This is a genomic window from Dyella sp. 01L423 (assembly GCF_056399945.1).
The window spans coordinates 89,937-116,830 of sequence record NZ_JBFTSI010000004.1 but is presented as its reverse complement, the minus strand read 5'-3'; the positions used below and the strand labels follow the sequence as shown (position 1 = coordinate 116,830).

The 26,894-nt window shown below is 64.7% G+C and carries 26 protein-coding genes; 24 read left to right on the top strand and 2 right to left on the bottom strand.

The features are described from left to right. Positions 1 to 64: 64 nt before the first annotated feature. Together flgA and AC1DMY_RS13155 are read right to left on the bottom strand one after the other, a co-directional pair. Positions 65 to 754: a flagellar basal body P-ring formation chaperone FlgA gene (flgA, locus tag AC1DMY_RS13160; protein WP_477165392.1), complete on the bottom strand. Its 690-nt coding sequence runs from the start codon at positions 752 to 754 to the stop codon at positions 65 to 67. Continuing rightward, entirely contained in the window at positions 751 to 2,058 is a 1,308-nt protein-coding gene (locus tag AC1DMY_RS13155) for a methyl-accepting chemotaxis protein (RefSeq protein WP_477165391.1), read from the bottom strand. The genes flgA and AC1DMY_RS13155 overlap by 4 nt, the downstream gene beginning before the upstream one ends. Positions 2,059 to 2,218: 160 nt before the next feature. Between AC1DMY_RS13155 and AC1DMY_RS13150 the strand changes: the two genes are divergently transcribed. The 24 genes from AC1DMY_RS13150 to fliJ all read left to right on the top strand — a co-directional run bounded on the left by AC1DMY_RS13150 (position 2,219) and on the right by fliJ (position 26,869). Beyond that, complete coding sequence (locus AC1DMY_RS13150) at positions 2,219 to 3,148, top strand: chemotaxis protein (protein WP_477165390.1); 930 nt, start codon at positions 2,219 to 2,221, stop codon at positions 3,146 to 3,148. Positions 3,149 to 4,171: 1,023 nt separating this feature from the next. Continuing rightward, complete coding sequence (gene flgB / locus AC1DMY_RS13145; RefSeq protein WP_441602997.1) at positions 4,172 to 4,573, top strand: flagellar basal body rod protein FlgB; 402 nt, start codon at positions 4,172 to 4,174, stop codon at positions 4,571 to 4,573. Continuing rightward, positions 4,573 to 5,001, top strand: a complete 429-nt coding sequence (gene flgC / locus AC1DMY_RS13140) for a flagellar basal body rod protein FlgC (protein WP_477165389.1) — start codon at positions 4,573 to 4,575, stop codon at positions 4,999 to 5,001. Before flgB ends, flgC begins: the two co-directional genes overlap by 1 nt. A 16-nt stretch (positions 5,002 to 5,017) precedes the next feature. Continuing rightward, complete coding sequence (locus AC1DMY_RS13135; protein WP_477165388.1) at positions 5,018 to 5,722, top strand: flagellar hook assembly protein FlgD; 705 nt, start codon at positions 5,018 to 5,020, stop codon at positions 5,720 to 5,722. A 34-nt stretch (positions 5,723 to 5,756) separates the two neighbouring features. Beyond that, positions 5,757 to 6,974 carry a flagellar hook protein FlgE gene (gene flgE / locus AC1DMY_RS13130; protein WP_477165387.1) on the top strand — a complete coding sequence of 406 codons (1,218 nt, stop codon included), beginning with the start codon at positions 5,757 to 5,759 and terminating at the stop codon, positions 6,972 to 6,974. A 9-nt stretch (positions 6,975 to 6,983) separates the two neighbouring features. Further along, complete coding sequence (gene flgF, locus AC1DMY_RS13125) at positions 6,984 to 7,724, top strand: flagellar basal-body rod protein FlgF (RefSeq protein ID WP_477165386.1); 741 nt, start codon at positions 6,984 to 6,986, stop codon at positions 7,722 to 7,724. 26 nt (positions 7,725 to 7,750) lie between these two features. Beyond that, positions 7,751 to 8,536, top strand: coding sequence for a flagellar basal-body rod protein FlgG (gene flgG, locus AC1DMY_RS13120; protein ID WP_477165385.1), 786 nt, complete (start codon positions 7,751 to 7,753; stop codon positions 8,534 to 8,536). 8 nt (positions 8,537 to 8,544) lie between these two features. Then, positions 8,545 to 9,228 (top strand): flagellar basal body L-ring protein FlgH, encoded by a 684-nt coding sequence (gene flgH / locus AC1DMY_RS13115; protein WP_477165384.1) that lies wholly within the window; start codon positions 8,545 to 8,547, stop codon positions 9,226 to 9,228. Further along, entirely contained in the window at positions 9,228 to 10,397 is a 1,170-nt protein-coding gene (locus tag AC1DMY_RS13110; RefSeq protein ID WP_477165383.1) for a flagellar basal body P-ring protein FlgI, read from the top strand. Before flgH ends, AC1DMY_RS13110 begins: the two co-directional genes overlap by 1 nt. Beyond that, the gene (gene flgJ / locus AC1DMY_RS13105) at positions 10,397 to 11,383 is read left to right on the top strand and encodes a flagellar assembly peptidoglycan hydrolase FlgJ (protein WP_477165382.1); all 987 of its coding nucleotides are present in this window, start codon (positions 10,397 to 10,399) and stop codon (positions 11,381 to 11,383) included. Before AC1DMY_RS13110 ends, flgJ begins: the two co-directional genes overlap by 1 nt. A 17-nt stretch (positions 11,384 to 11,400) precedes the next feature. Continuing rightward, the gene (flgK, locus tag AC1DMY_RS13100) at positions 11,401 to 13,275 is read left to right on the top strand and encodes a flagellar hook-associated protein FlgK (protein WP_477165381.1); all 1,875 of its coding nucleotides are present in this window, start codon (positions 11,401 to 11,403) and stop codon (positions 13,273 to 13,275) included. A 6-nt stretch (positions 13,276 to 13,281) separates the two neighbouring features. Next, positions 13,282 to 14,511, top strand: a complete 1,230-nt coding sequence (flgL, locus tag AC1DMY_RS13095; RefSeq protein ID WP_477165380.1) for a flagellar hook-associated protein FlgL — start codon at positions 13,282 to 13,284, stop codon at positions 14,509 to 14,511. Between the two features lie 257 nt (positions 14,512 to 14,768). Further along, complete coding sequence (locus AC1DMY_RS13090) at positions 14,769 to 16,196, top strand: flagellin N-terminal helical domain-containing protein (protein ID WP_477165379.1); 1,428 nt, start codon at positions 14,769 to 14,771, stop codon at positions 16,194 to 16,196. Between the two features lie 195 nt (positions 16,197 to 16,391). Beyond that, positions 16,392 to 17,873, top strand: coding sequence for a flagellar filament capping protein FliD (gene fliD, locus AC1DMY_RS13085; RefSeq protein WP_477165378.1), 1,482 nt, complete (start codon positions 16,392 to 16,394; stop codon positions 17,871 to 17,873). Positions 17,874 to 17,887: 14 nt separating this feature from the next. After that, complete coding sequence (gene fliS / locus AC1DMY_RS13080; RefSeq protein WP_477165377.1) at positions 17,888 to 18,319, top strand: flagellar export chaperone FliS; 432 nt, start codon at positions 17,888 to 17,890, stop codon at positions 18,317 to 18,319. Between the two features lie 2 nt (positions 18,320 to 18,321). Continuing rightward, positions 18,322 to 18,615: a flagellar protein FliT gene (locus tag AC1DMY_RS13075; protein ID WP_477165376.1), complete on the top strand. Its 294-nt coding sequence runs from the start codon at positions 18,322 to 18,324 to the stop codon at positions 18,613 to 18,615. Between the two features lie 79 nt (positions 18,616 to 18,694). Beyond that, positions 18,695 to 19,252, top strand: a complete 558-nt coding sequence (locus AC1DMY_RS13070) for a PilZ domain-containing protein (protein WP_477165375.1) — start codon at positions 18,695 to 18,697, stop codon at positions 19,250 to 19,252. A gap of 361 nt (positions 19,253 to 19,613) precedes the next feature. Then, a complete protein-coding gene (locus tag AC1DMY_RS13065; protein ID WP_477165374.1) occupies positions 19,614 to 21,035 on the top strand; it encodes a sigma-54 dependent transcriptional regulator in 1,422 nt (473 codons plus the stop codon). 206 nt (positions 21,036 to 21,241) lie between these two features. Beyond that, positions 21,242 to 21,565 carry a flagellar hook-basal body complex protein FliE gene (fliE, locus tag AC1DMY_RS13060; RefSeq protein ID WP_477165373.1) on the top strand — a complete coding sequence of 108 codons (324 nt, stop codon included), beginning with the start codon at positions 21,242 to 21,244 and terminating at the stop codon, positions 21,563 to 21,565. A 48-nt stretch (positions 21,566 to 21,613) separates the two neighbouring features. After that, positions 21,614 to 23,317, top strand: coding sequence for a flagellar basal-body MS-ring/collar protein FliF (gene fliF / locus AC1DMY_RS13055; protein WP_477165372.1), 1,704 nt, complete (start codon positions 21,614 to 21,616; stop codon positions 23,315 to 23,317). Positions 23,318 to 23,440: 123 nt separating this feature from the next. Then, positions 23,441 to 24,436 (top strand): flagellar motor switch protein FliG, encoded by a 996-nt coding sequence (gene fliG / locus AC1DMY_RS13050; RefSeq protein ID WP_441603154.1) that lies wholly within the window; start codon positions 23,441 to 23,443, stop codon positions 24,434 to 24,436. Beyond that, on the top strand, positions 24,433 to 25,080 hold the full coding sequence (locus AC1DMY_RS13045) for a flagellar assembly protein FliH (protein WP_477165371.1): 648 nt from the start codon (positions 24,433 to 24,435) through the stop codon (positions 25,078 to 25,080). Before fliG ends, AC1DMY_RS13045 begins: the two co-directional genes overlap by 4 nt. Further along, on the top strand, positions 25,077 to 26,438 hold the full coding sequence (gene fliI, locus AC1DMY_RS13040; protein WP_477165370.1) for a flagellar protein export ATPase FliI: 1,362 nt from the start codon (positions 25,077 to 25,079) through the stop codon (positions 26,436 to 26,438). The genes AC1DMY_RS13045 and fliI overlap by 4 nt, the downstream gene beginning before the upstream one ends. After that, the gene (gene fliJ / locus AC1DMY_RS13035) at positions 26,435 to 26,869 is read left to right on the top strand and encodes a flagellar export protein FliJ (RefSeq protein ID WP_477165369.1); all 435 of its coding nucleotides are present in this window, start codon (positions 26,435 to 26,437) and stop codon (positions 26,867 to 26,869) included. Before fliI ends, fliJ begins: the two co-directional genes overlap by 4 nt. Positions 26,870 to 26,894: the final 25 nt, after the last annotated feature.

Below are 26,894 nucleotides of genomic sequence, written 5' to 3'. Positions count from 1 at the left end.
TCTGGCCCTGTTGCTTACAGGATCGGCCGGGGGGCCGCAAACTTTAATCGCTTGTGCACTGCAGTCAGGGTAGCGCCAGGACTTCCCCCGGGGCCGTCACCATGGCGTCGATCACCTTGCCGGAGCTGCCGTTGCGCACCTTCAGGCGCGAACCGCTGTCCCCGCCGCCCAGCGCGACGCCGCTGGCACGGACTTCGATCCCATCCAGGCGGGACACCAGTTGCACCTGGTCGCCCGCCTTCACCGCGCTGCGCCCGCCCAGTGCCGCCGGCGTGACCACCGAGCCGGCTCCCAGGGCACGGGACAGCGTGCGCCCCTGCAACTCCGCCATGTCACTGACATAGCCATAGCCCAGGCGCGTGATGTCGCGCTCCTCGCTGCGCACGTCGTCGGCGCGAACGCCGTCCCCGCGCTGCAAGGGATGAGTCAGGACCAGCACCTGGCGGAGCACCTGCAATTGCACCGGCACGTGCAGGGTCCAGCCTTCGGAGCCCGGGCACCTTACCAGCACGTTCATGCGTGGCATCAGTCGGGCGCCGGCTTGAAGCCCCGCCGTCAATGAGGTCGGGCAGGGCGCGGGCTGGAGCGTTCGTGTATCCAGCTCCGCCGCCTGTGCCACGACGCGGCTGCCGGCTGTCTCGTATTGGCCACGCAACCACTGTTCCGCCGCCGTACGCGCCGCCTGTGCCGGCTCCGTCGCATGGACGGGCAGCACGAAGGCGCCGAGCAGCAGGGCAGCCAGAGGAGGCTTCATAGATCGGCGAGCAGCACGTTCAATTGGGTCAGCAGGGTTTCGCGTTCGCCTTCGAGCTGTCGCATCAGTTGACCGGCTTGATCGAGCTGGCCATCGCACAGCAGGGTGGCAAACGTGCTGCCTTGTTCGCGCATGCGTGCGCCAGCGGCCGACAGTGCGCCGGCGGCCGCGTTGCTGGAGCGACCTGCGGTTAGGCGGTCGAGCGTGCGGCTGAGGGCCTGGGTGTCGAACCAGCGGCGATCAAGCGCGGCCGGCTCCTGCAGCGCCAGCTCCATCGCCTGGCGCAGGCCTTGGGCGGCCTCGCGCACGGTGAGGCTGAGGCTGGCCGGATCTTCGCCGCTTTCGGTTTCCAGCCAGTCGAGCGCGAGGCGATGGCCGAGCAGGGCGCCGCGGCTCAAGGCTTCGGACTGGCGGGTGGCTTCGGCCGAACGACGATGCCACGCGCCCAGCGCGGCCTGCGCGGCGACGGCGCGGGCGTGATGGACATCCTGGTTCTTCTGCATGCTGCCGATGCGCTCGCCGATCTGGCGCAGCGCTTCGCCGCTGTCGCGCAGCGAGGTTTCGGTCTGGGTGAGACCGCCCTGGGCGCGGTCGAGGCGCTGCAGGCCTTGCTGCACATCGCCGTCCAGCTGCAGCGAGAAATCACCGATGGAGCCGGTGACCGTTTCGATCTCATTGGTGGCCAGGCTGGTCTTCTCGGCCAGCTGCTTCACTTCGTCGGCCACCACGGCAAAACCGCGGCCGGCCTCGCCGGCACGGGCCGCTTCGATGGCGGCATTGAGCGCCACCAGGTTGGTCTGGTGGGCGATTTCCTGCACCACGCTGGTGAGCTTGCGGATCTGCGCCACTTGTTCGGCGAGCTTGCTCTGGTTGCGGTTCATGGCCGACAGGGCCGTGCGCAGCAGGCGCAGCTGACCGTCAAGCTCGCTCACGCTGCGCTCGCTGGTCTCGCCGGTCTGGCGCGCGTAATCCAGGCCGGTGCCGACTTGCTGGAGCGACGTCGAGATTCCGGCGCTGCCATCCGTCAAACGACCGACGTCGTCGCGGCTCTCCTGGGCCGACTGATGCATGGACGCCTGTTCGCGTGCGAGCTGCTGCGACGCGCCTAGCACCAGACCCAGCTGCTCCATCGTCTGCATGGCCACGGCCACCGGCGGCTTCGCAGTGAGAACGGCCGACAGCAGCGGCGCCATGGCCTGCGCTGCGCGCGGATGGCGGGCCGTCAGCTGTGCGACCTGGGCGCGATCACCCGCCGCGGCAGCGCGGGCAAGTTCGGCGAGGTGCTGGCTCCAGATCAGACTCATGGGTGGATCTTTCCTTCCTATAGGGTCGCCTCCGGCATCGGCGGCGAACGTCGGAACTTGAGAAGCAAGCGACGTGCCATGGCGATGCGCCTGCTCAAGCCGATGCGTTGGCGGCCGATACGCGGGAGATAAAGCGGCAGGGCCGCGGCGAGGAATCCGCATGAGCGCGTGGATGGACAAGGTGGAGCAGCAGACCCGGCTGGCGGGTCACAACCGCGTAGCCATGCTGTTGTTCCGGATGGGCGACGAGCAACTCTTCGGCATCAATGTATTCAAGGTGAGGGAGGTCATGCGCCGCCCGCCGATGGAACGCATGCCCGATGCGCATCCGCTGATTGCCGGCAGTTGCGATTATCGCGGCACCACCATCCCCGTCATCGATCTGGCGGTGGCGCTGGGCTACCCGTCGTTGCGTGACGTGAGCTCGGCACACCTTATGGTTACGGAGTTCAGCCGCAGCGTGCAGGGCTTTCTGGTGGCCGAGCCGCAACGGCTGGTGCATTGCGATGGCGAATCGCTGGCTGCGCCCTCGGCAGCGCTGGGCTTTGGCAGCCGCGTCAATGCGGTGACGCGCGTGGACGGCGCCCTGGTCGCCGTGGTCGACGTGGAGCACGTGCTGGCCACGCTCAATGCCAACACCACCGAATTGTCCGCACCGATGCAGCGCATCGCCCGCGTGCACGACCTGCAGCCGCGGCGTGTGATGGTGGTGGACGATTCGCTGGTGGCGCGCAACCAGCTGGTGAATCTGTTCCGCCAGATGGATGTGGAGTGCGTGATCGCCCAGGACGGCCGCGAGGCGCTGGAGCGGTTGGAGGCGCTGGCGGAAACGCAGGGCGAGGAAAGCGTGACTCTGGTGGTGTCGGATATCGAGATGCCGCGCATGGATGGTTACGCGTTGACGCGTGCGATTCGCGAAACGCCGTCGCTGCGTTCGTTGAAGGTGGTGTTGCATAGTTCGATCAGCGGGATCTTCAATGAGGCGATGGTGCGCGAGGTGAATGCGGATCGCTTCGTTGCGAAGTTTCAGCCGGATTTGTTGGCGCAGACGGTGTTGGAGTTGATGCCGGAGAGGTTTGAGGAGTTTTGATTTTTTGGGGTGCTGGCGTTGCCGACCCTCCGGTCTTTGCGACTGCTCCCTCTCCCCTGCGGGGAGAGGGTTGGGGTGAGGGGCCAATCTAGCCTCACCGTCTGTATGTACTGCTGGCTCCCTTGCTCGTCATCTCGGCGTTTGCCGGAAGCGCTTTTCAACAGCCGAAGGCTGGTCATCCAGAGTCTCGGTGTTTAGTTGTCGCGATGCGGCGATCTGGCTCGCCTGCGCGGGCTTTCGGGCCGCTGCCGCGGCCCGAGTTACTTTTCTTTGCTTGCCCAAAGAAAAGTAACCAAAAGAAAGGGCCCCCCGGATGACGCGCCTTCCGGGTCTTCGACCCTCCAGGTGCGCGGTCGGGTTACGGAGTTTTTCGACAGGACATCCCTGTCCTGTCGAAAAACTGGCCGCATCCATGCGGCCACCCTGGGGGCTTTCCTCCACCCGCCCGCCGCGTCATACGGGGACCCCGGGGGCAGAGCCGGAGCCACATCAAGAGCCATATCAAGAGCCACATCAAGAGCCGCATCAAGAGCCGCATCAAGAGCCCCACGTCCCACATTGCCGGGCGTCTTTCTTTTTGTAGGAGCGCACTTGTGCGCGACCAGCCTACGGAGCGGTAGATCCGGGCGCTGCGGTCGCGCACAAGTGCGCTCCTACAAGGGGACATGCAGCCCGGTGCCGGTCGGCTCTTTGTGGGAGCGCACCCTGTGCGCGACAAACCTACGGAGCGGTACACCGCAGCGTGGCTGTCGCGCACAGGGTGCGCTCCCACAGGCAAGCGCCAGGTGTGGCAATGGCTGAGGGTTGATGCGATCGAGAGCATGACTGGAAACTCCCTCAGTCCAGGCGTCGGTAACCCGCTACCACCCGCGTCGAAATTCCGACTCCCACCCGAAAACCCACTCCAAGGCCGAACGCGAAACCTGCGCAAATCCAGCAGCGGCGCGGGCTGCCAGCCACAGCGTGAACCGTGGCACGCAAATTGCTCAAACCGTCCCGCGGCCCCTGTCGCAGGAGTGAGTGATGAGTTCGATCAACGACAATCTGTTCGGTTTGCACACGCAGGCGCTTGATACGTGGCAGCGGCGCAGCGAAGTGTTGGCGAGCAACCTGGCCAATGCCGATACGCCCGGTTACCTCGCGCGCGACGTCGACTTCAAGAAGGCCATGGCCAATGCGAGTGGCAACAGCAACACGCTGGCCATGACCATCACGCAGCCGGGGCAGATCAATCCGCAGGCGCAGTCGGCGCAGCAACTTGCGTATCGCACGCCCACGCAGCCGTCGATGGACGGCAATACGGTGGACACGCAGGTGGAGCAGGCGAATTTCGCCGCCAACGGTGTGCACTACCAGGCGAGCCTGTCCTTCATCACGGCGCAGATCCACATGCTGCGCACGGCCATCACCGGAGGCCAGAGCTGATGTCCTTGTTCAAGATCTTTGATGTCTCCGGTTCGGGCATGGCGGCGCAGTCGCTGCGGCTCAACACCGTGGCGTCCAACCTGGCCAATGCCGACAGCGTGTCGAGCACGCCCGAAGGCGCCTATCGCGCGAAGGAGCCGTTGTTCTCCGCTGTGCAGAAGGCGATGGGCGGTGCCAAGAGCGCCGATGCGGACAGCTCCGTGGGCGTGCAGGTGAAGGGCGTGACCGAAAGCCAGGCCGACGTGCAGGCGCGTTACGAGCCGGGCAATCCGATGGCGGATGACACGGGCTACGTCTATGGCAGCAACGTCAATCCCATCGATGAGCTGGTGAACATGATCACGGCATCGCGCTCGTACCAGAACAACGTCGAGGCGATGAATACCACCAAGCAGCTGATGCTCAAGACACTCGACCTCGGCAAGTAAGCCGGCAGGAAACCCCATGTCCACGATTCCCAGCGGCACCAGCAATACCAATACGAACAACTCAAGCAGTTCCAGTTCGAGCAGCTCGTCGAACGTGAACTCGGCGCTGTCGAGCACGATGACGCAGGCCGATTTCCTCAAGTTGATGACGGCGCAGCTGCAGGCGCAAGATCCGACCAATCCGGTCGACAACTCGCAGTTCGTCTCGCAGATGGCGCAGTTCAGCCAGTTGTCTGCCACCCAGCAGCTGGATACCGACCTGCAGACGATGAGCAGCAATGTGACGTCGAACATGCAGACCTCGCAGGTGCTCAGCTCGGCCAACCTGGTGAACCGCGACGTGCTGGTGCCGGCCAGCTCGGTCACCTATGACGGCACCGATGCGGTAAAGGGCGCCATCAACGTGACCGCCGCGAGCAGCCCTACGGTCCAGGTGCTCGACGGCAGCGGCAACGTGGTACGCACGATCGCGCTCGGCGCCCAAAGCGCGGGCCTTGCGCAGTTCAGCTGGGACGGCAAGGACGACAGCGGCAATGCCGTGGCCAAGGGCACCTACACGCTGCAGGCGGGCAGTGGCTCGGGCAGCGCCAGCACCTCGTTGGACACCTATGTATCCGGCACGGTGACGGGCGTGGGTTACGGCGGCAGCACGCTGGGCACGTACTTGCAGGTAACGGGCGTGGGCGGCGTGCCGCTTAGCCAGGTGGCACAGATTCTCTGACGCTACACGCGTCCACTCACTCGAGGAATAGAACATGGCACTCAACACGGCGCTCAGCGGCATCAATGCTGCCCAGTCCGATCTCAACGTCATCGCCAACAACATCGCCAACGCCAACACCACCGGCTTCAAGGGTTCGCGTGCCGAGTTCGCGGACATCTTCGCGGTGACCGGCCTCAACCTCAATTCCACCGCGGTCGGCAGCGGCGTCACGCTGCAGGATGTGGCGCAGCAGTTCAACCAGGGCGACCTGCAGACCACCGGCAACAGCCTGGACCTGGCCATCAACGGCAACGGCTTTTTCGCGGTGAACAACGGCAGCGGCGTGCAGTACACGCGCGCCGGCGATTTCATCAAGAACTCCAACGGCTTCATCACCTCGCCGGACGGCTCGCGCCTGCAGATCTACCCGCCCAACGGCAATGGCGGCTTCGACATGAGCACGCTGTCCGACTTCAGCTGGCAGACCGCGCAGAGCAGCGCCACGGCAACCTCGTCGATCACCTTGTCGTCGAACCTACCGGCCAGCGCCACCGCGCCGACCAATCCGTTCAGCACCACCGATTCGACCAGCTACAACAACGCGGCGCCGGTCACCGTGTACGACTCGCAGGGCGGCTCGCACCAGGCCACGATCTACTACGTGAAGACCGGCACCAATACCTGGAACGCCAATCTCTACGTGGACGGCCAGAGCGCCGGCACGCAGCCGATGACGTTCGACAGCACGGGCAAGCTCACCACGCCGACCACCGGCACGCTGGCCTTCAACCCGGTCAATCTCGCCAATGGTTCCTCGCCGCTCACGCTGTCGCTCAACGTGACCAACATCACCCAGTTCGGTACGGACTACTCGGCCGCCCCCATCATCCAGAACGGTTTCGAAGCGGGCACCTTGTCGGGTCTGGACATCGACGAAAAGGGCGTGATCACGGCGACCTATTCGAACAACCAGAGCACGCAGATCGGCCAGGTGGCCATCGCCAACTTCGCCAACGTGCAGGGCCTGCGTCAGCTGGGCAATACCACCTGGGTGGCGAGCACCGATTCGGGCCCCGCCACGATGGGTACGGCGAACTCGGGCGAGTTCGGCACCATCGAGTCGGGCGAGCTGGAAAGCTCCAACACGGCCGACACCACCGCGCAGCTGGTCGACATGATCCAGGCGCAGCGCAACTACCAGGCCAACGCGCAGGTGCTGTCGACCGACAACACGCTGGCGTCGTCCTTGTTCAACGCCGTGTCGCGTTAATAGACCGCCATGGACCGTTCCGTCTACGTAGCGATGACCGGGGCGACGCAGATCATGCGCGCCCAGGACGCGGTGAGCCACAACCTGGCCAACGCGTCCACGGTCGGCTTCAAGAGCCAGCTGTCCGCGTTCCAGAGCGTGCCGGTGCTTGGCGATGGCACGCCGGCGCGCATCAACGCGGTGACGCATGGCATTGGCCAGAGCAGCGCGCAAGGTTCGCCGGTCAACACGGGGCGTTCGCTGGATATTTCGGTGCGTGGTCCGGGTTTCATCGCGGTGCAGGCGCCAGACGGTTCGGAAGGCTATACGCGTGCGGGTGATCTTCAGCTCACCGCCGATGGCGGGCTGACTGATTCGCGTGGCAATCCGGTGATGGGCAGTTCCGGGCCCATCACCATCCCGCCGTCCACGGATATCAGCGTGGGTTCGGACGGCACGATTTCAACGGTGCCGCAGGGGCAGGGACCGAACTCGGTGTCGCAGATCGATCGCATCAAGCTGGTCAATCCCGATGTCGCGCAGATGACGCAGGCCGGCGACGGCCTGATGCATATGAGCGACGGCAGCACGGCTGCCGCCGACGAAAACATCACCATCGCCTCTGGCGAGCTCGAAGGCAGCAACGTCAATGCGTCGGCTGAGCTGGTGAAGATGATCGCGCTTTCGCGCCAGTACGACATGCAGGTGAAGTCCATCAAGACCTCCGAGGACAACGCCGATTCCAGCATCAAGCTGCTGCAGGCCAACTAAGCCCGCTGACTTACACGGAGTAACTGATGTTTTCTTCCCTGTGGATTGCCAAGACCGGCCTGGACGCGCAGCAGACGCGCATGGACGTGATCTCCAACAACCTGGCCAACGCCAACACCACCGCGTTCAAGAGTTCGCGTGCGGCGTTCCAGGACCTGATGTACCAGAACAAGGGCCAGCCAGGTTCGCAGACCACCGAGCAGACGCTCAATCCGTCGGGCCTGATGCTGGGCACCGGCGTGAAAGTGGTGGGCAACGAAAAGCTGTTCACCGAAGGCAACCTGACCCAGACCGGCGGCTCGATGGATGTAGCCATCCAGGGGCGCGGCTTCCTGCAGGTGAGCATGCCCGATGGCAGCGTGGCGTATACGCGCGACGGTGCACTGCATACCGATCCCAATGGCCAGCTGGTGACGGCGGACGGCTATCCGCTGGAACCGGCCATCACCATGCCGCCGGGCGTGCAGAACATCAGCATCGGCACGGACGGCACGGTCTCGGCCACCACGACGTCTTCCGCGACGCCGCAGACGCTGGGCACGCTGCAGCTGGCCGACTTCATCAATCCTGCCGGCCTGCAGCCGCTGGGCCAGAACCTTTATGTCGAAACCGCCTCGAGCGGCGCGCCGCAGACCGGCCAGCCGGCCCTCAACGGCATGGGTTCGCTGCTGCAGGGGTCGCTGGAATCGTCCAACGTCAACGTGGTGGCCGAGATGGTCAACATGATCGAAACCCAGCGCACCTACGAAATGAATTCCAAGGCGATCAGCAGCACCGACCAGATGCTGCAAGACCTGACCGACAAGATGTGAGAACCGTCATGCTGTCCTTCCGCTTCCTCAATCGGATCAGTGTCGTGGTGGCTCTCGCCGCGCTGGTCGGCTGTGTCATGCCGCAGCCGCGCGACGATCACCAGTGGGCGGCCACCATGCCGGCGGAACAGCCCACGGCGCCGCCGACCGATGGCTCGATCTACCACGCCGAGCAAGGCATGGAGTTGTTCAACGATGCGCGCGCACATCGCGTGGGCGACATCCTTACCATCTCGCTGGTGGAGAGCACGCAGGCGTCGAAGAAGGCCAGCACCAGCACCAGCAAAAAGGACACCGCCAGCATCGATGCGCCGACCATTCTCGGCCAGGGCCTGAGCATCGGCGGCAAGGTGGCCAACACCACCACCAACGGCGACCGCAGCTTCGACGGCAGCGGCGACAGCAGCCAGAGCAACCAGCTGACCGGCTCCATCACGGTGACCGTGGCGCAGCGCCTTTCCAACGGCAACTTGCTGGTGCGCGGCGAGAAGATGCTCACCATCAACCAGGGCCAAGAGCTGATCCGCATTTCCGGCATCGTGCGCCCGCAAGACATCCTGCAGGACAACAGCGTGCCGTCCACGCGCGTGGCCGCCGCGCAGATCGCCTACACCGGCAAGGGTTCGCTGGCCGATGCGAATACGCAGGGCTGGCTGTCGCGCTTCTTCAGTTCCAAGTGGATGCCGTACTGATGAACATCCAGCGCTTGCTCCCGCACGTTTCACTCTTTCGCATCCGCCAACGCGTAGCCTCCGCGCTAAGCAGCACGGCCATCGTTCTGTGCGCCTGCCTCTCGGTGAACCAGCCCTTGCATGCGGACAAGATTCGCGACCTTACGCAAGTGGCCGGCGTGCGAAGCAACCAGTTGATCGGTTACGGCCTGGTGGTGGGCCTGGACGGCAGCGGCGACCAGACGACGCAGGCACCGTTCACCACGCAGAGTCTGGAAAATATGCTGGTGCAGTTCGGTATCACGGTGCCGGCCAATGTGCGTCCGCAGCTGAAGAATGCAGCAGCCGTCACGGTCACCGCGCAGCTGCCGCCATTCGCCAAGCCGGGGCAGGTGATCGATATCACGGTGGCGTCGATCGGCAACGCCAAGAGCATTCGCGGTGGCGAGTTGCTGATGACGCCGCTGCGCGGTGCCGACGGCAATGTCTATGCGATGGCGCAGGGCAGCGTGGTGGTCGGCGGCATCAGTGCGCAAGGCAAGAGTGGTTCCAGTGTGCAGGTGAACATTTCCGCGAGCGGTCGCGTGCCTAATGGCGCGACGGTGGAGCGTGCTGTGGCCTCGGCGTTCTCCAACGGTGGCGACCTGGTGCTCAATCTCAACACCGCCGACTTCACTACGGCGACGCGCGTGGCTGAAGCGGTGAACCGCACCTACGGCGTCGGCACCGCCAGTGCGCTCGATGGCGGATCGGTAAGCGTGCGTGGCCCGCTCGATCCTGCCCAGCGCGTGGCGTGGCTGGGCGCGATCCAGGCCATCGAAGTGACGCCGGGCGATGCACCGGCGCGCGTGGTGGTCAACTCGCGAACCGGCACGGTCGTGATCGGGCAGGAAGTGCGCGTGACGCCAGCCGCCGTGGCGCACGGTTCCATCCAGGTGACGATTTCGGAGAATCCGCAGGTATCGCAACCGGCGCCCTTCAGCAAAGGCGGGCAGACGGTCGTGGTGCCGCAAAGTGACGTGCAGGTCAGCGAAGACGGCGGCCATATGTTCAAGTTCGGCCCGGGCACGAATCTCGACACCATCGTGCGCGCGGTTAACCAGGTGGGCGCCTCGCCCAGCGATCTGATCTCCATCCTGCAGGCGCTCAAGCAGGCAGGTGCGCTGCATGCGGAGTTGGTGGTGATCTGATGGCGATCTCCGGCGACGCTGCCAGCAGTCTCAATACCTGGACCGATTTGTCCGGGTTCGCCGCGCTGCGCCAGAGCGCGCAGAGCGACGCCAAGGCGGCGCTGCCGGCGGTAGCCAAACAGTTCGAGTCGATCTTTACCCAGATGATGCTCAAGTCGATGCGCGACGCGAGCAGCGGTGATGGCTTGTTCGACAGCGATGCCGGCAACCAGTGGCGCGACATGTTCGATCAGCAGCTGTCGGTGCAGCTGTCGCAGGGCGGCAATGGCATCGGCATTGCGCAGATGCTGGTGCGCCAGCTCGGCGGCGCGCTGGGTGGCAAGGCGGATGGCACGGCCGGCGACGCCAATGGCAGCAAGACGGCCGGCGCGGCAGGCCTGGACGACAGCTGGCAGAAGCGCCTGAGCGACATTGCCGGTTCGGCGCGACAGGTGGGCGAGAAAGTGCTCAAGCTGATGCCGGCCGATGCGGAAGATTTCGTGCGCCAGTTGGCGCCGTATGCGCAAAAGGCTGCAGATAAACTTGGCGTATCGGTCCGGGCGGTGCTGGCGCAGGCCGCGCTGGAGACGCAGTGGGGCCAGCATATGCCCGCGCATTCCAACGGCAATACCAGCAACAACTTGTTCGGCATGAAGGCCGGGCAGAGCTGGGGCGGTGAAAAAGTCAGCGTGCCCACGCTGGAATTCGAAGACGGCGTGGCGGTGCATCGCCGCGCGCAGTTCCGCTCCTACGACAACCCGGGCCAGTCGTTCGATGACTACGCCCAGCTGATTGCCGACAACCCGCGCTATGCCAAGGCGCTCAACCATGGCGAAGACGTGGTGGGTTTCGCCCGCGGACTGGCCAGCGGCGGTTATGCGACCGATCCGTCGTATGCGCAAAAAATCGTGGCCATCGCCAATAGTCCCCAGATGCGTGACGCACTCGACGCCATCGGGCAAGCCGCCCTCAAGAAAGTCGGCCTCGCGCCGAACCCCTCCCAGTGATTGCCCCGGAATGACACATGTCTAACCTTCTCAGCATTGGTACCTCAGGGCTGAACGCCGCACAGGTGGCGTTGTCCACCGTGGGCAACAACATCAGCAACGTCAACACGACCGGCTATAGCCGTCAGACGGTGCTGCAGACCGAGGCCATCTCGCAGGCCGGCGGCAACTACACCATCGGCAGCGGCGTCAATGTGCAGGCGGTGCAGCGCGCTTACAGCGACTTCCTCACCACGGCGCTATGGACGTCCAATTCCAATCTGCAGCGCGCGACCACATACAGCAGCCTGGCCACCACGCTCAACAGCTCGCTCGCGGCCAGCGGCAACCTGCAGACGGCGCTGGATAATTTCTATGGGTCGTTCAGCACGGTGGCCAATACGCCGGGCGTGGCCTCGAGCCGCCAGTCGTTGCTGGGCAGTGCGGGCCAGGCCGTCACCGTATTCAATACGCTGGGCCAGCAGCTGGCGGCGCAGCAGACCCAGGTGAACGCGCAGATTTCAACCACGGTCGACAGCATCAATAACGTCTCGGCCAATATCGCCAGCGTGAACGCGCAGATCCATGCGGCAGGCAACAATGTTCCCAATGACTTGCTCGACCAGCGCGACAACCTGGTGCAGACGCTGTCGGGTTATCTGGGCGTATCTGCCTATACGCAGAGCGACGGCACCGTCAGCGTGTATACCTCGAGCGGCGCGGCGCTGGTCAGCGGCGACAAGTCGTTTGCGCTCAAGACCGGCAACAATCAGTACGACGCCTCGCGCACCGAAGTGCTCGACAGCACCGGCACCGTGGTCAGCAGCAAGTTGAGCGGCGGTTCGCTGGGTGCGCTGCTCGATTACCGCGGCAACGTGCTCGACAGCGTGCAGAACCAGCTCGGCCAGGCGGCCGTGGCGCTGTCCACCAGCGTCAACACGCAGCAGTCCAAGGGTCTGGATCAATACGGCAAGCAGGGCGGGCCGATGTTCAGCGTGCCGTCGCCGGCCGTGCTGCCCAGCAATCTCAACAAGGGCACGGGCAGCGTGTCGGCGAGCATCAGCGACGTGTCGCAGCTCACCGGTTCGGACTATGTGCTGAGCTACGACGGCAGCAACTGGAGCATGGCCACCACCGCCGGCCAGAACGTGCCGATGACCGCCAATCCCGATGGCACGTATTCCGCCGATGGCATGACGCTCACGCTGTCCGGCACGGCGCAGGCGGGCGATACCTTCCAGCTGCAGCCGACGCGTCAGGCATCCACTGGCCTCGCGCTCACCATGACCGATCCCAACGGCATTGCCGCGGCGGCCGCGTTGAACGCGACGGCGGCCAAAGCCAATACCGGCAACGGCGCCATCGGTTCGGTGACGGTAACCGATCCCACCAATGCCGCCCTGCTCAGCGGCGCCACCGTCAGTTTTCCGACGGCCGGCAGCTATCAGGTGACCGACGGGTCGGGCAACGTGCTGGCCAGCGGCAGCTACGCGCCGGGGCAGACCATCAGCGCCAATGGCTGGAGCGTGACTCCGTCGGGCACACCGGCGGCCAACGACAGCTTCAGCATCGGTGCGAACACCAACGGCCTCAACGACACCAGCAACGCGCTGGCGCTGGCTGGCCTGGCGGACAAGGGCGTACTGGCTGGCGGCACGCAGTCGGTGATCGATGCGTACGGCACGCTGACCACCAACATCGGTACGGTGGGCAGCCAGGCAGGAAGCAATCTCACCACGCAGACCAGTCTGTTCAATCAGGCCATGTCCGCGCAGCAAAGCGTTTCGGGCGTGAACCTCGATGAAGAGGCGTCCAACATGGTCAAGTACCAGCAGGCCTATCAGGCCTCCGCGCAGGTGATTTCCACCGCGCAAACCATCTTCAGCAGCTTGCTTACCGCGATCCAGGGATAATCTTCCATGCGCCTTTCAACGAGCTGGATGTATCAGCAGTCGCTCAGCACCATGCTCAGCCAGCAGAGTGCGCTGGCGGCGACCCAGAACCAGGTCGACACCAGCAAGCGCATCAACGTGGCGTCCGACGATCCGGCCGGCGCCGGCCAGGTGGTGAGCCTCAATCATGTGATCGCGGCGAACGCGCAGTATTCGAGCACCATCGATACGGCGAACACCCGACTGAACACCGAAGCGAGCACGCTCAGCTCGGTCAACGACGTGCTCGACAGTGCACGCACGCTGGCCTTGCAGGCGGTCAACGGCACCTTGTCGGCGAGCGATCGCAACAGCATCGCCAGCCAGCTCAGCCAGATGCGCGATCAACTTTTGCAGCTGGCCAATACCACCGACAGCAACGGCAACGCGCTGTTTGGCGGCACCAGCACCACCAAGACGCCGTTCCAGATGGATGCCAATGGCGTGGTGAGTTACAGCGGCAACGATGCGCAGCAGCGTTCGGCCGTGGGTGCGGGCCTGCAAGTTGCCAGCAGTGATCCGGGCTCGGGCCTGTTCATGACGATTCCGATGGGCAATGGCACGTTCGAGGCCAGTGCAGGCAGCGCCAACACCGGCACGCTGGTGGTGGGCAGCAACAGCGTTACCGATCTCAACGCGTGGAATAGCGCCGCATCCGGCAGCGGCGGCGGCTACACCATCACCTTCGGTACCGGCGGCACGTGGTCGGCCACCGATGCCAACGGCAATGCCGTGCTCGACAGCAGCGGCAACCCGGTCACCGGCACGTATACCGATGGCGGCTCGATCAGCTTCAACGGCATGACCATGGCGATGAGCGGCACGCCTGCCGCCGGCGACACGGTGTCGGTGACCTCCGGTGGCCAGCAGGACATCTTCAGCACGCTCACCAACATGATCAATGCGCTGCAGAGCGGCAGCACTACCGATACGCAGCTCACCAACGTGATGAGCCGCCAGATCGAATCGATCGACCAGACGCAGTCGTCGATCAGCTCGGTGCAGGTCTCCATCGGTGGACGCCTGGACACGCTGCAACAGCAGCAGGGTGCCTATCAGGATCTCAACGTCACCTACCAGAGCGCGCTGTCGGACGTGCAGGGCGCCGATGCGTATACCGCCATCAGCAATCTGTCGCTGCAGCAGACCGCGCTGCAGGCATCGCAGCAGATGTTTGCGCAGGTGAAGTCGATGAGCCTGTTCAATTACCTGAAGTGATCGCAGCAAGCTGCGCGCAAGGCATGCATCGCAAGAACGAGAGGAGGGCTACGCAACGTTGAGTGGTTGGTGGGACGGCAGGAAGGCGGGCAAGGCCCGATCCAGTGCGCTCCATCACGAATTGGCATCGAACACGGCTCAAGTAATCGCAAGACGAGCCGAAAAGTTCACTGAGGCGGATGGCATCCCACGCGGAACCTGATCGCCGGCACGAATACAGCCAATTCAACCGGTCACCGGTTACGTAGGAGAAATCCATGTCTCTCGTTATCAATACCAATATCTCGTCGCTGAATGCGCAGAACAACCTGACCAAGTCGCAGAGCGCGCTGTCCACCGCCACGCAGCGTCTGTCGTCGGGTCTGAAGATCAACAGCGCCGCCGACAACGCCGCCGGCTTCGCCATCTCGCAGCGCTACACCACGCAGATCGGCGGTCTCGGCCAGGCCAGCGCAAACGCGTCGGACGCCATCAACCTGGCGCAGACCGCAGGTTCGGCTCTTGACCAGGTCACCGCCAACCTGCAGGCGATCCGCGACCTCGCGGTGCAGTCGGCCAACGGTACCTACACCGATTCGGACCGCGCCTCGATCGACCAGGAAGTGCAGCAGCGCCTGGCTGAAATCACCCGTATCGCCAACCAGACCACGTTCAACGGTTCGAACGTGCTGGACGGCTCGATGAAGACGAAGAGCTTCCAGATCGGTGCCGACGTCGGCCAGACCATCTCGGTGAGCCTGGGCACCAGCGTGAAGTCGAGCGCCATGGGCCAGGTGGCTGAAGTGAACTCGGGCGACATCAGTGCCGCGTTCAAGGGCTATACGCTCGCCGCTGGCGCGCTGAATGTCTCCACCGACGGTGGCACCACCAACGTGGCCGTTGCTGCTGGTACGTACCACAGCGCCGGTGACCTGGCTGCCGCCATCAACGCGGCGGCTGGCAGCACGGTGGCGTCGGTCAACAGCACCACCGGCGAACTGGCGATCAACAACGGTGGCGCCGCCGCCCTGACCTTCACCGGCGCGGGTGCTACCGCGCTCGGCCTGCCGGCGTCGACCGCCGCTGCCGGCACCGGTGCTTCGACCGCTGTCGTGGCCAAGACGGGCGACCTGTCGAAGGAAGGCCTGACCATCAATGGCACGGCCATCGACCTGAGCAGCGCCAAGAGCCTGCAGGACGTGTCCGACGCCATCAATGCGGCCGGCATCACGGGCGTCAGCGCGGCAGTGAACGGTGCCGGCAACGGCATCAACTTCTACTCCGCCGGTGCGCTGACGGTTGGCGACACCAAGGGTCAGATCGTCGGCGCGTCCGCTACGGACGCGAATGCCGGTGCGACCTACACCCAGGGCACCTCGGCTGCGACCGGTGGCTCGCTCGCCTCCGGCAGCGTGGGCACGGTGGATTCGGCCAACGACCTGATCTCCCGCGTCGACGTCGCCCTGAAGACGGTCAGCGATTTCGCTGCCCAGCTGGGTGCGGTGCAGAACCGCTTCCAGTCGACCATCTCCACGGTGGCCGCTCAGACCACCAACCTGCAGGCTTCGCAGTCGACCATCCAGGACGCGGACTTCGCGGCCGAGACGGCCAACCTCAGCAAGGCGCAGGTGCTTCAGCAGGCGGGTATCTCGGTGCTGGCCCAGGCCAACTCCAACCCGCAGCAGGTTCTCAAGCTGTTGCAGTAACGGACGCAGGCCCGGATGCGACTCCTCCCGAGTCGCATCCACCGCGGCCGGATCTACCACCAGGCGGGTTGCCTCGCGCAGCCCGCCCGGTGTTTCGGGAGCTTCCGGCAAAGCCTTCATGCGTGAGGGCTTTGCCGGGGGCTCGAAAACTTCCGCCACGGCGGAACCACTTCGGGAAACGGACAAGGTAGTGCGATGACCACGACTAGCAGCACCAGCGGTAGCAGCCTCAGCGCGCTGCTCAACCAGCTCACGTCGGCCACCAGTGGCTCCAGCAGCTCATCCTCGTCGAGCGGTTCGTCGTCCGGCGGCGGCACGCTCAGCGCGGCGGGCATCGGTTCGGGGCTGGACGTCAGTTCGATCGTCACGGCGCTGGTGAATGCGCGCAAGGCCGCATCGCAACAGCAGATCACCACGCGCACCAACCAGACGAACAGCCTGCTGGGCGGCCTGTCGTCGTTGAATTCGGCGCTGGGCGGCATCCAGACCGCGCTGGCGACGCTCAGCGCCGCCAGCACGTTCAGCAGCTACAACGCGACGCTGACCGCGCAGGGCAGCAGTAGCAGCATCGGCACCGCAACGACGATGTCGAGTGCGCATCCGGGCACCTACACCATCGCCGTGAGCCAGCTTGCCACGGCGCAGAAGCGTGCCAGCAGCCCGGTGACTTCGGGTACGCCGGTCGGCGCTGGCACGCTCAACATCACGGTGGGTTCGACCACCATGAACCTGGCTGTGTCGGCCACCGATTCGCTGTCGGCCATCGCCACCGCGATCAATAATTCCTCATCCAATCCGGGTGTGACGGCCACCATCGTCAACGGTACGAACGGCCAGCAGCTGATGCTGAGCTCGAGCAAGACGGGCGTGGCCAACGCGTTCACCGTCAGCGCGAACGCCACCAGCAGCAGCGGACTCACCAGTCTCGCCAATACGCTCAACACACCGGGCGGTAACGAGGCGCAGGACGCCAAGCTCACCCTGGACGGCATCGCCGTCACCAGTCCCACCAACTCCGTCAGCGGCATGATGGACGGTGTGACGGTCAACCTCACCGGCACCGGCACCAACACGCTGACCGTGGCGCAGGACAACACCGCCGCCACCAACGCGATCCAGGGGCTGGTCGACGCGTACAACAGCTACGCGAAAACTGTAACGTCGCTGTCGAGCTTCGACACGACTGGCGCCAACCCTCCCGGCGTGCTGCTGGGCGACAACACGCTCACCTCGGTGCAGCGCCAGATTGCTTCGGTGTTGAGCAACTCGGTCAAGGGCAACGGCATCGGTACGCTGGCCAATGTTGGCATCACGCGCAATGCCGACGGCACCATGAGCCTGGATACCGACAAGCTTTCCGCGGCCTTCCAGAGCAATCCGTCGGCCGTGAAGGACTTGCTCACCGGTCCCAACGGTTACGGCACCACGCTCAATACGGCGATCAATTCGTACACGCAGAGCGGCGGCATCATCAGCACGCGCATGGACAGCCTCAACGATACGTTGACCCAGCTGGGCACGCAGCAGACCGCACTGGACAACCGCATGGCCACCTACCAGACGCAGTTGCAGCAGCAGTACACCGCGCTCGATACGCTGATGTCCTCGCTCAACAACACCAGCACGTATCTCACCACGGCGCTTGCGCAGCTGACTAATTCCAGCTCCAAGAACTAAAACCGGGGACGACCATGACCTACGGCTATATGCGCAATGCCAGCGCGCTCTATCAGGAAACCAGCGCGCGCGGCAGCGTGGAAGGCGCCGACCGTCACCAGCTGACCAATATGCTGTTCGATGGCGTGATCGACCGTATCAACCAGGCGCGCGGCGCGATCCGTCGTGGCGACGTGCCGGCCAAGGGCATGCACTTCAGTCGCGCCCACGCGATCGTCACTGAATTGCGCGGCAGCCTTGACCACTCGCAGGGCGGCGCGTTGGCCGGGCGGCTTGATGCGCTTTACGACTATGTGAGTCGTCGCCTGCTGCACGCGCAGCTCAACAATGACGAGCGCGCGATTGACGAAGTGGTGGACCTGCTCACCCCCGTGCGCGATGCCTGGCGTCAGATCCGCAACGATTTCCTGGCAAAGCAGGGCAGCCAGCCCAGCGCGGCGGCATGAACATGGACAACGCGACGCACGCGGTGGTGCTTGAGCTCAGCGAACGCATGCTGGCGGCCGCCCGTGAAGGCGATTGGAACGCCGTGGCCACGCTGGAAACCGAGCGCAGCGAGCAGATCGCCCGCTTGCCGATGACCGAAGCCCAGTCGCTGCCGGTACTCAAGACCCTGCTGGCCCACACCGAAGAAGTCCGCGAACTGGCCCGCCAGCAGCGCGATCGCCTGGGCGACGACCTGGGCCAGCATCAACATCGCCATCGCGCACTCAGCGCCTATCTGCGCGCCGGCGTCGAATAAGCCCGGTGCCACCCGGCCGGATGCGCGCATAATCCCGCACGGCCGCGACGTTCACCGGCCCCAGCGCAACGAGGGACTCATGCAAGACGCATCCTGGCAGCAGTTTTCCGAGCGTGTGGCCTATGACGACGGCCTGCACGTGAGCTGTGCGGCGTTGACTGAACCGCTGGGCGAGCTGCAGCGCATGGCGATGCGCGATCGCAATCTCAGCGTGCTTGGCACGCTGGCCGTGTTCAACGAGCGCCGCAGCGAGGCCCTGGACGAAGAGAGCCAGCTTGGTCAGGACATGCAGCGTCTGGACAGCAAGCTCAACGTGCTGATGGCGATGCTGGACCAGTTGCTACAGCGCGATGCCCAGTTGCCGCCGCGCGTACTTGTCAGCTTCAACGCGATTGGCGCGTTGCTGCCCAAGACCTTGTGGCCGGCTGCGCAAGAACACGCCCTGGTGCGGCTGCACTTCGACGGATGCCTGGCCTTGCCGCTGGAACTCACGGCTCACGTCGTGCAAGAGCGTGATGCAGATCACATTTTTATCGCCTTCGAATCGATGGATGAGGCGACATGTGACGCGATTGAGCGACTCGTGTTCCGCCATCACCGACGTAAAGTGGCAGAGCGTCGAGCGACCGCGACATAACGCGCGGACCCGGTTCACAATCCTAATGTGACCGCTATCACGCTACGGAAACCCGACACGAACGTTCTTTGACGCACATCTCGAAAGGGTGTCGCACAGGGTCACCATCCCGAGCATTGCGCCTCGGGATTTTTTTTTAGCGATTTCAGTGGTCTGTGGCGTACCGATGCGTAGTTTCTTGGCAACGTTTACATCAGGTGACGCTCACCGGCAGGCGTGAACTCCCACGCCGCGTCGAAAAAACGTGATTGGCTGGCCTTCTTCTTGCTCATTCCTACTCGCGGACGACGACGGATTGCCGTCACGCGAGCAGGTGCAATCCAAGGGGACACCAATGAAGCAGCACGCACGAGAACATCACATGGGCAAGTTCGACGTACTGGTGATCGAATCGGATCACCGCAGGGCGGAGTCGGTCGTTTCGGCGCTGGAATTTCTCGGCTATCGCCCGCAGCGTGGCGAAGAGTGCGAAATGGTGGACGAAGCGACGCACGCATGGCGTGCCGTGTATGTGGGCAATGTTTGCGACGAAGCCGAAGCCGAACGCCAGTTCGCGCGGCTGGGTACCGCTTCCAATCAGGCGATGGTGTTGATGGCCGCCGATTCCGAATGGCTGCCGCGCCTGGGCAATGACGCTACGGCCGACAACAATCGTGTTGGCATCATCGAATTCCCGCTGCGCTACGACCAGTTGTCGCAGACCCTGCGCGGCCCGCAGGCGCAGGCGCCGCGTCGAACGGAGTTGAAGCTGGTGGGCAGCTCCGGTCCGATGGCTCGTGTCAATGCATTAGTTCGCCAGGTAGCTCCGTTCGATTCCAGTGTCTTGGTGCTGGGCGAATCGGGTACCGGCAAGGAAATGGTCGCGCGCAGCATTCATGAGTGTTCCTCGCGTCGCGACAAGCCGTTCGTGGCGATCAACTGCGGCGCGATTCCCGCCGAATTGCTGGAAAGCGAACTGTTCGGCCACGAGAAGGGCGCCTTCACCGGCGCCATCAGCACCCGCAAGGGCCGCTTCGAACTGGCCGAAGGCGGCACGCTGTTCCTGGACGAAATCGGCGACATGAGCCTGCCGATGCAGGTGAAGCTGCTGCGCGTGCTGCAGGAGCGCGTGTTCGAGCGCGTGGGCAGCAATCGCACCCAGCGTTGCGACGTGCGCATCATCGCCGCGACGCATCGGAACCTGGAAGCTGCCATCGCCGACGGCCAGTTCCGCGAAGACCTCTATTACCGCCTGAGCGTGTTTCCGCTGGAAATGCCCGCGCTGCGCGAGCACCTGGATGACCTGTCGGAACTGGTAGGTGAATTCAACCAGCGCCTGTCGCGTCGTGGCCTGGGCAGCGTGCGCTTCAGCGCAGGCGCCATGCATGCGCTGCATAACTATGCATGGCCTGGCAACGTGCGCGAGCTCTACAACCTGGTCGAGCGTCTTTCCATTCTCTATCCGCACAGCGAAGTTCGCGTCAGCGACCTGCCGGAAAAATATCGCGGCCAGCAGATCATGGAAGAAGTACGTGGCGCAGCGCTGCTGTCGCTGATGACCGGGCACTCCACCGTGCTGCCCGAGCCGATGGCCGTGGTGGCCAGCGATTCACTGGTGATGCTGCCCGAGGGCGGCCTGGATCTTAAGGATCACCTCGCCGACATCGAGGTCGGTCTCATCCGTCAAGCGCTTGACGTCACCGGCGGCGTGGTGGCCCACGCGGCAAAGCTGCTGCGCATGCAGCGCACGACCTTGGTGGAAAAGCTGCGCAAGTACGGTCTGCAGCCGAGTTTGCAGGCGTAAAAGCAGGAGTGAGTCGGGAGGAGTGAGAAGTGAGAGAGGGCACGCGTTGCCCATCTCACGCTACGCACTCCGCTTCACTCACTTCCCGAAAGCGGAACTGCGTCACGCTTTCTCTCACTTCTCACTCCTCCCGCCTCACTTCTGGCTTCGTGGCACACGTCGTGCAGTAACACCCTCGATAACTCTTTACGCGTTGGAATTCCGTCATGAGTCAGATCGACGTCAACAACCTGCTGTCGCAGATGCGCCAGCTCTCTTTGCAGACCCAACCGGCGGAGCAGTCGTTCACCGCTGCCGCTCCAGGGCAGACCGATTTCGCCAGCCTGCTGAAGAAATCGATTTCGTCGGTGGCCGACGCGCAGACCGACGCCGGCATGCAGGCGGCAAGTTTCGAGCGTGGCGATGATGGTGCCGATCTCGGTCGCACCATGGTGGCCATCAACAAGGCCGATCTGTCGTTGAACACGTTGACCCAGGTGAGAAACAAGCTGGTCGACGCTTACAACAACATCATGAACATGCCGGTCTGACCGGTCCATTGACGACGTTTCTGCGTCCCCCAAGCAAGAGCAGTCTTCATGGCCGATAACGCCCTCGCGACCACCGACGAAAGCCCCGGTTCTCGCCTGGACCTCAAGCAGCTTGCGCGCACCCCGGCAACACGACAGTTGTTGCTACTGGTGGGCGTGGCCGGCGCCGTTGCCCTCGGCGTGGCCGTGGTGCTGTGGTCGCGCGGCCCCAACTACGGCTTGCTCTATGCGGGCCTGGAACAAAAGGACGCCGCCGCCGTCACGCAGGCGCTGCAGGCCTCCAATACGCCCTACACCTTGGGTGCCGATGGCAACTCCATCATGGTGCCCGCGTCCGATCTGGCGGCCATTCGCCTCAAGCTTGCCGCGCAGGGCCTGCCGCAGGGCAGTTCCGCCACTGCTGCAGCACCGGGCGCCGATTCACCGTTTGGCATGAGCGATCTGGCCGAGCGCACGCGCTACCAGCAGATGCTGGAAACCGATCTGGGCAGCACCATCGCGGGCCTGCAGTCGGTGCGTGCAGCGCGCGTGCACCTGGCGCTGCCCAAGCCGTCGGCCTTCATTCGCGACAACAAGGAAGCGAGCGCTTCGGTGCTGGTGACGCTGTATGCCGGTCGCCAGCTCGACGCGAGCCAGGTGGCAGCGATCGTCCACCTAGTGGCGTCGAGCGTCCCCAATCTCGATCCCAAGCAGGTGTCGGTGGTCGATCAGGCGGGCCAGCTGCTCACCACCACCGATGCGGGCAGCGCCAGCGCCATTGGCGATACGCGTCTGCGCCTGGCCACGCGCATCGAGAACACGTATGCGCAGCGCATCGAAGAGTTGCTGACGCCACTGGTCGGTCCGGGCAAGGTGCGCGCGCAGGTCTACGCGGATCTCGATTTCAGCGAGACCGAGAAGGCGACGGAGACCTTCGACCACGAACATCCCGCGCTGCGCAGCGAGCAGACCAACAGCGAACAGCACACCGGCGAAGCGAACGACGCTTCGATTCCCGGCGCGCTGAGCAACCAGCCGCCGAATACCGTGGCACAGCCGACTGCCGCGAAGCCTGCCGCAGGCAAGAACGCGGCAGGCAAGACGGCCGCAACGGCGCAGAGCAGCGGCCCCAGCCAAAATTCCAGCAGCGCCACGCGCAACTACGAACTGGATCGCACCATCAGCCACGTCAGCGATCCGGCGGGACGCCTCGCGCGGCTCACCGTGGCCGTGGTGGTCGACAACAAGTTGGTGACGGGCGACAAGGGCGGCAGCAAGAGCGTCCCGTTCACCCCGCAGGAACTGGAACACCTCACCACGCTTGCACGCAACGCCGTGGGTTACAACGAAGCGCGCGGCGACAGCGTCAGCGTGATCAACCAGGCCTTCCACCAGGACCCGAGCAACGACGTAGCCACGCCGGCACAGCCGTTCTGGGAGCGCCCGGGCATGCTCGACCTGATCAAGCAGGCGGCCGGCATCCTTGTGGCGCTGGTGGTGGCGTTCGGGCTGCTGCGTCCGCTCCTGCGCGGTCTGTCGCGCGCGCCGTCCACCAGTCGCGAGCTTGCTTTGGCCGGCGCCATGCCCATGGACACACCGACCATTTCGGTGCGTGTGGACGACAAGGACGACGGCGACGACGTGCTCAAGCTCGGCGTGCCGCCGCAGCTGGCGTACGAGCAGCGCATCGGTCTGGCGCGTCGCATGGTCGGCGAAAACCCCAAGCAGGTGGCGCAGGTGGTCAAGAGCTGGGTGGGCGAAGATGGCGGCTAAGCGCGAATTCGCACGACGTCCGCAGGATCAGCGTCGACATCGCAAGTCGCCGCTGGCTGGTCAGCGGCAGGCGACGGTGAAACAAGTCAGCGGGCAGAACGCATCATGAAAGCAGAAACGCCAATCGGCGGCGCGCAGCGTGCCGCCATCCTGCTGCTCACGCTGGGCGAACAGGACGCGGCCGAGGTGCTCCGGCATCTGAGCGCACGCGACGTGCAGGCGGTGGGTTCGGCCATGGCCAGCCTCACCAACGTCACCCGCGAGCAAGTGGAAATGGTGCTCGCCCGTCTCAATGAAGACATGGGTCGGCACACTTCGCTGGGCGTCGGCACCGAGGAATACATCCGCAAGATCCTGGTCAATGCACTGGGCGAGAACAAGGCGGGCGGCCTGATCGATCGCATCCTGCTCGGTCGCTCCAGCAAGGGGCTGGAGTCGCTCAAGTGGATGGAGAGCCGCGCCATCGCCGAGATGATCGGCCAGGAACATCCGCAGATCATCGCGCTGGTGCTGGCGCATCTGGAACCGGATCAGGCGGCCGAAGTGATCGGCTATCTGGCGCCGCGCGTGCGCAGCGATGCGGTGATGCGTATTGCCACGCTCGACGGCGTGCAGCCGCATGCGTTGAACGAGCTGGACGAAATCATGGAGCGCCAGTTCGCCGGCGGCAACACCAAGAAGCTCAAATCCGCCAGCGTCGGCGGCCTCAAGGCGGCGGCAAATATCCTCAACGCGATGGAAACCAGTCGCGAAAACGAACTGATGGCGGCCATCCGTACCCACGATTCGGGTTTGAGCGGACGCATCGAAGAACTGATGTTCGTGTTCGAAGACCTCGGCGACCTCGACGACCGCAGCATGCAGACGCTGTTGCGCGAAGTGCCGACCGCTCGCCTGGTCACCGCGCTCAAGGGCGCCGAACCCGGCGTGCGCGAAAAGATCTTCGCCAATATGTCCAAGCGCGCGGCCGACATGCTGCGCGACGATCTGGAGGTCTCCGGCCCGGTTCGCCTCAGCGAAGTGGATTCGGCGCAGAAGGAAGTGCTCGCCATCGCGCGCAAGCTGGCCGATTCCGGCGCCATCAATCTCTCCGGCACCGGTGACGAGCTGGTCGCATGAATGCCGTGATGAACCGCGACAAGCTGCTGCCCTTCGAACGCTGGCTGCCGCCCGAGGTGGGCGAGCCGGTGGCGATCGAGCCGGCGCCCGAGCCGGTGCAGCAGCCCACTGTGCGCGACCTGGAGTCGATCGAGCAGCAGGCACGTGAAGAAGGCCATGCCGCCGGACTTGCCCAGGGCATGGCCGAGGCGCAGCAGGTGCTGCAGGAGCGCATGCAGCGACTGGACGCCTTGCTGGAATCGGCAGCGCGTCCACTGCGCAGCATGGACGAACTGGTGGAACTGGAACTGACCCGGCTGGCCATGACGGTGGCGCGCCAGGTGCTGGCGCACGAGTTGCGCACCGCGCCCGACCTGGTGGTGGAAGCCGTGCGCCAGGCGGCGCTGGCGCTGCCTTCGGCCAGCGGCAACCTGCGCGTTCGCCTGCATCCGGACGATCTCGCCTTGCTGCGTTCGCTTGAGATGGTGGAATCGCACTGGCAGTTGCTGCCTGACAACAGCCTGCAGCGCGGCGATTGCCTGCTGGAAAGCGAGCGCTCACGTCTCGACGCCCGTGTTGAAACACGCCTCGCCGCCGTGGTGGACGCCGTGCTCGGCGCCGAAGCCGAAGGCATCGATGAAGATGCCGACGAGGTGCGTGGATGAACGCGCCCAGCCCGTCGCGGGCCGCCTTGTGGCAGGAGCGACTGGCCCGTCGTCGTCAACGCGCCATCGGCGCGCGCACGCTGACCGTGGAAGGGCGCCTGCGCCGCGTGGTCGGCCTCACCTTGGAAGCGGAAGGCTGCGAGGCGCCGCTGGGTGCACGCTGCCTGGTCACCACGGCCGATGGCAGTGAACTGGAAACCGAAGTGGTCGGCTTCGCCGACGAACGCTTGTTGCTGATGCCGGTCGCCGAGATGCATGGCGTGCTGCCGAACGCACGCGTGCGGCCATGCGCGCACACCAGCGGCCTGCCGGTGGGCATGGCCTTGCTGGGCCGCGTGATCGGCGCCGACGGTGTGCCGCTCGATGGCCTGGGTCCGCTTGATGTCGACGAGCACGCGTTGCTCAAGAACGAACCGATCAACCCGATGGCGCGCAAGCCCATCGATACGCCGCTCGATACCGGCGTGCGCGCGATCAATTCACTGCTCACCGTGGGCCGCGGACAGCGCCTTGGCCTGTTCGCCGGTTCCGGCGTCGGCAAGTCGACGCTGCTGGGCATGATGACGCGCTATACCGACGCCGACGTGGTCGTGGTGGGCCTGATCGGCGAGCGCGGCCGCGAAGTGAAGGAATTCGTCGAACACACATTGGGCGCCGAGGGGCGCGCCCGCGCCGTGATCGTCGCTGCGCCGGCCGACGCGCCGCCGCTCAAGCGACTGCGCGGCGCGCAATACGCCACCGCCATTGCCGAGTGGTTCCGCGATCGCGGCCAGCGTGTGCTGCTGCTGATGGATTCAATCACGCGCTACGCCCAGGCACAGCGCGAGATCGCGCTGGCGATCGGCGAGCCGCCGGCCACCAAGGGTTATCCGCCGTCGGTGTTTGCCATGCTGCCGGCACTGGTCGAGCGTGCGGGCAACGATGCCGAAGGGCGTGGTTCCATCACCGCCTTCTACACCGTGCTGACCGAAGGCGACGACTATCGCCACGATCCCATCGCGGATGCCTCGCGCGCCATTCTCGACGGCCATATCGTGCTGTCGCGCGATCTGGCTGAAGCCGGCCACTATCCCGCCATCGATATCGAAGCATCGATCAGCCGCGTGATGCCGGCCGTGGTGAAGCGCGAGCACCTGCGCTCCGCCCAGCGTTTTCGCCAGGTCTATTCGGCGTATCGCCAGCAGCGCGATCTGATCACCGTGGGCGCCTACCAGAAGGGTTCCGACCCGCAGGTGGATCACGCCATCGCCATGTGGCCGAGGCTGCGCGACTTCCTGCAGCAGGAAGTGGATGCGCCGACCACGCTCAATGACGCCATTGGCGCTCTTGAAATGCTTACCGCTGGAGGCACGCCGTGACATCCCGCGCAAACCGTCTGCAACCGGCCGCCGACCTGGCACACGACCGCCAGGAAACGGCCATGCAGCGCCTGGCCGAGCAGCAGCAAAAGCTTGCCAAGGCCGAGCAGCAGCTCGAAGAACTGCAGAAATACCGCGCCGAATACGCCGAGGCGCAGGGCGGGGTGAGCGTGAGCGCCTTGCTCAATCGACGCCAGTTCGTGGAGCGCATCGACCAGGTGATCGCGCAACAGATCAACGAAGTGGCGCGCCAACGCCGCTTTCTCGACGGCGCGCGCAACCAGTGGCGTGAAGCCCACGCGCGCGAGCAGGCGCTGGGCAGCGTGATCGATCGCTACCGCGAGCAGGAACGCAAGAGCGAAGACCGTCGCGAGCAGGCCGAGGTCGACGAACGCAATCAGTACCGCCGGCCGGCGAGGGGACTGTCGTGAGCACCACCATGAACGCATTCCAGGA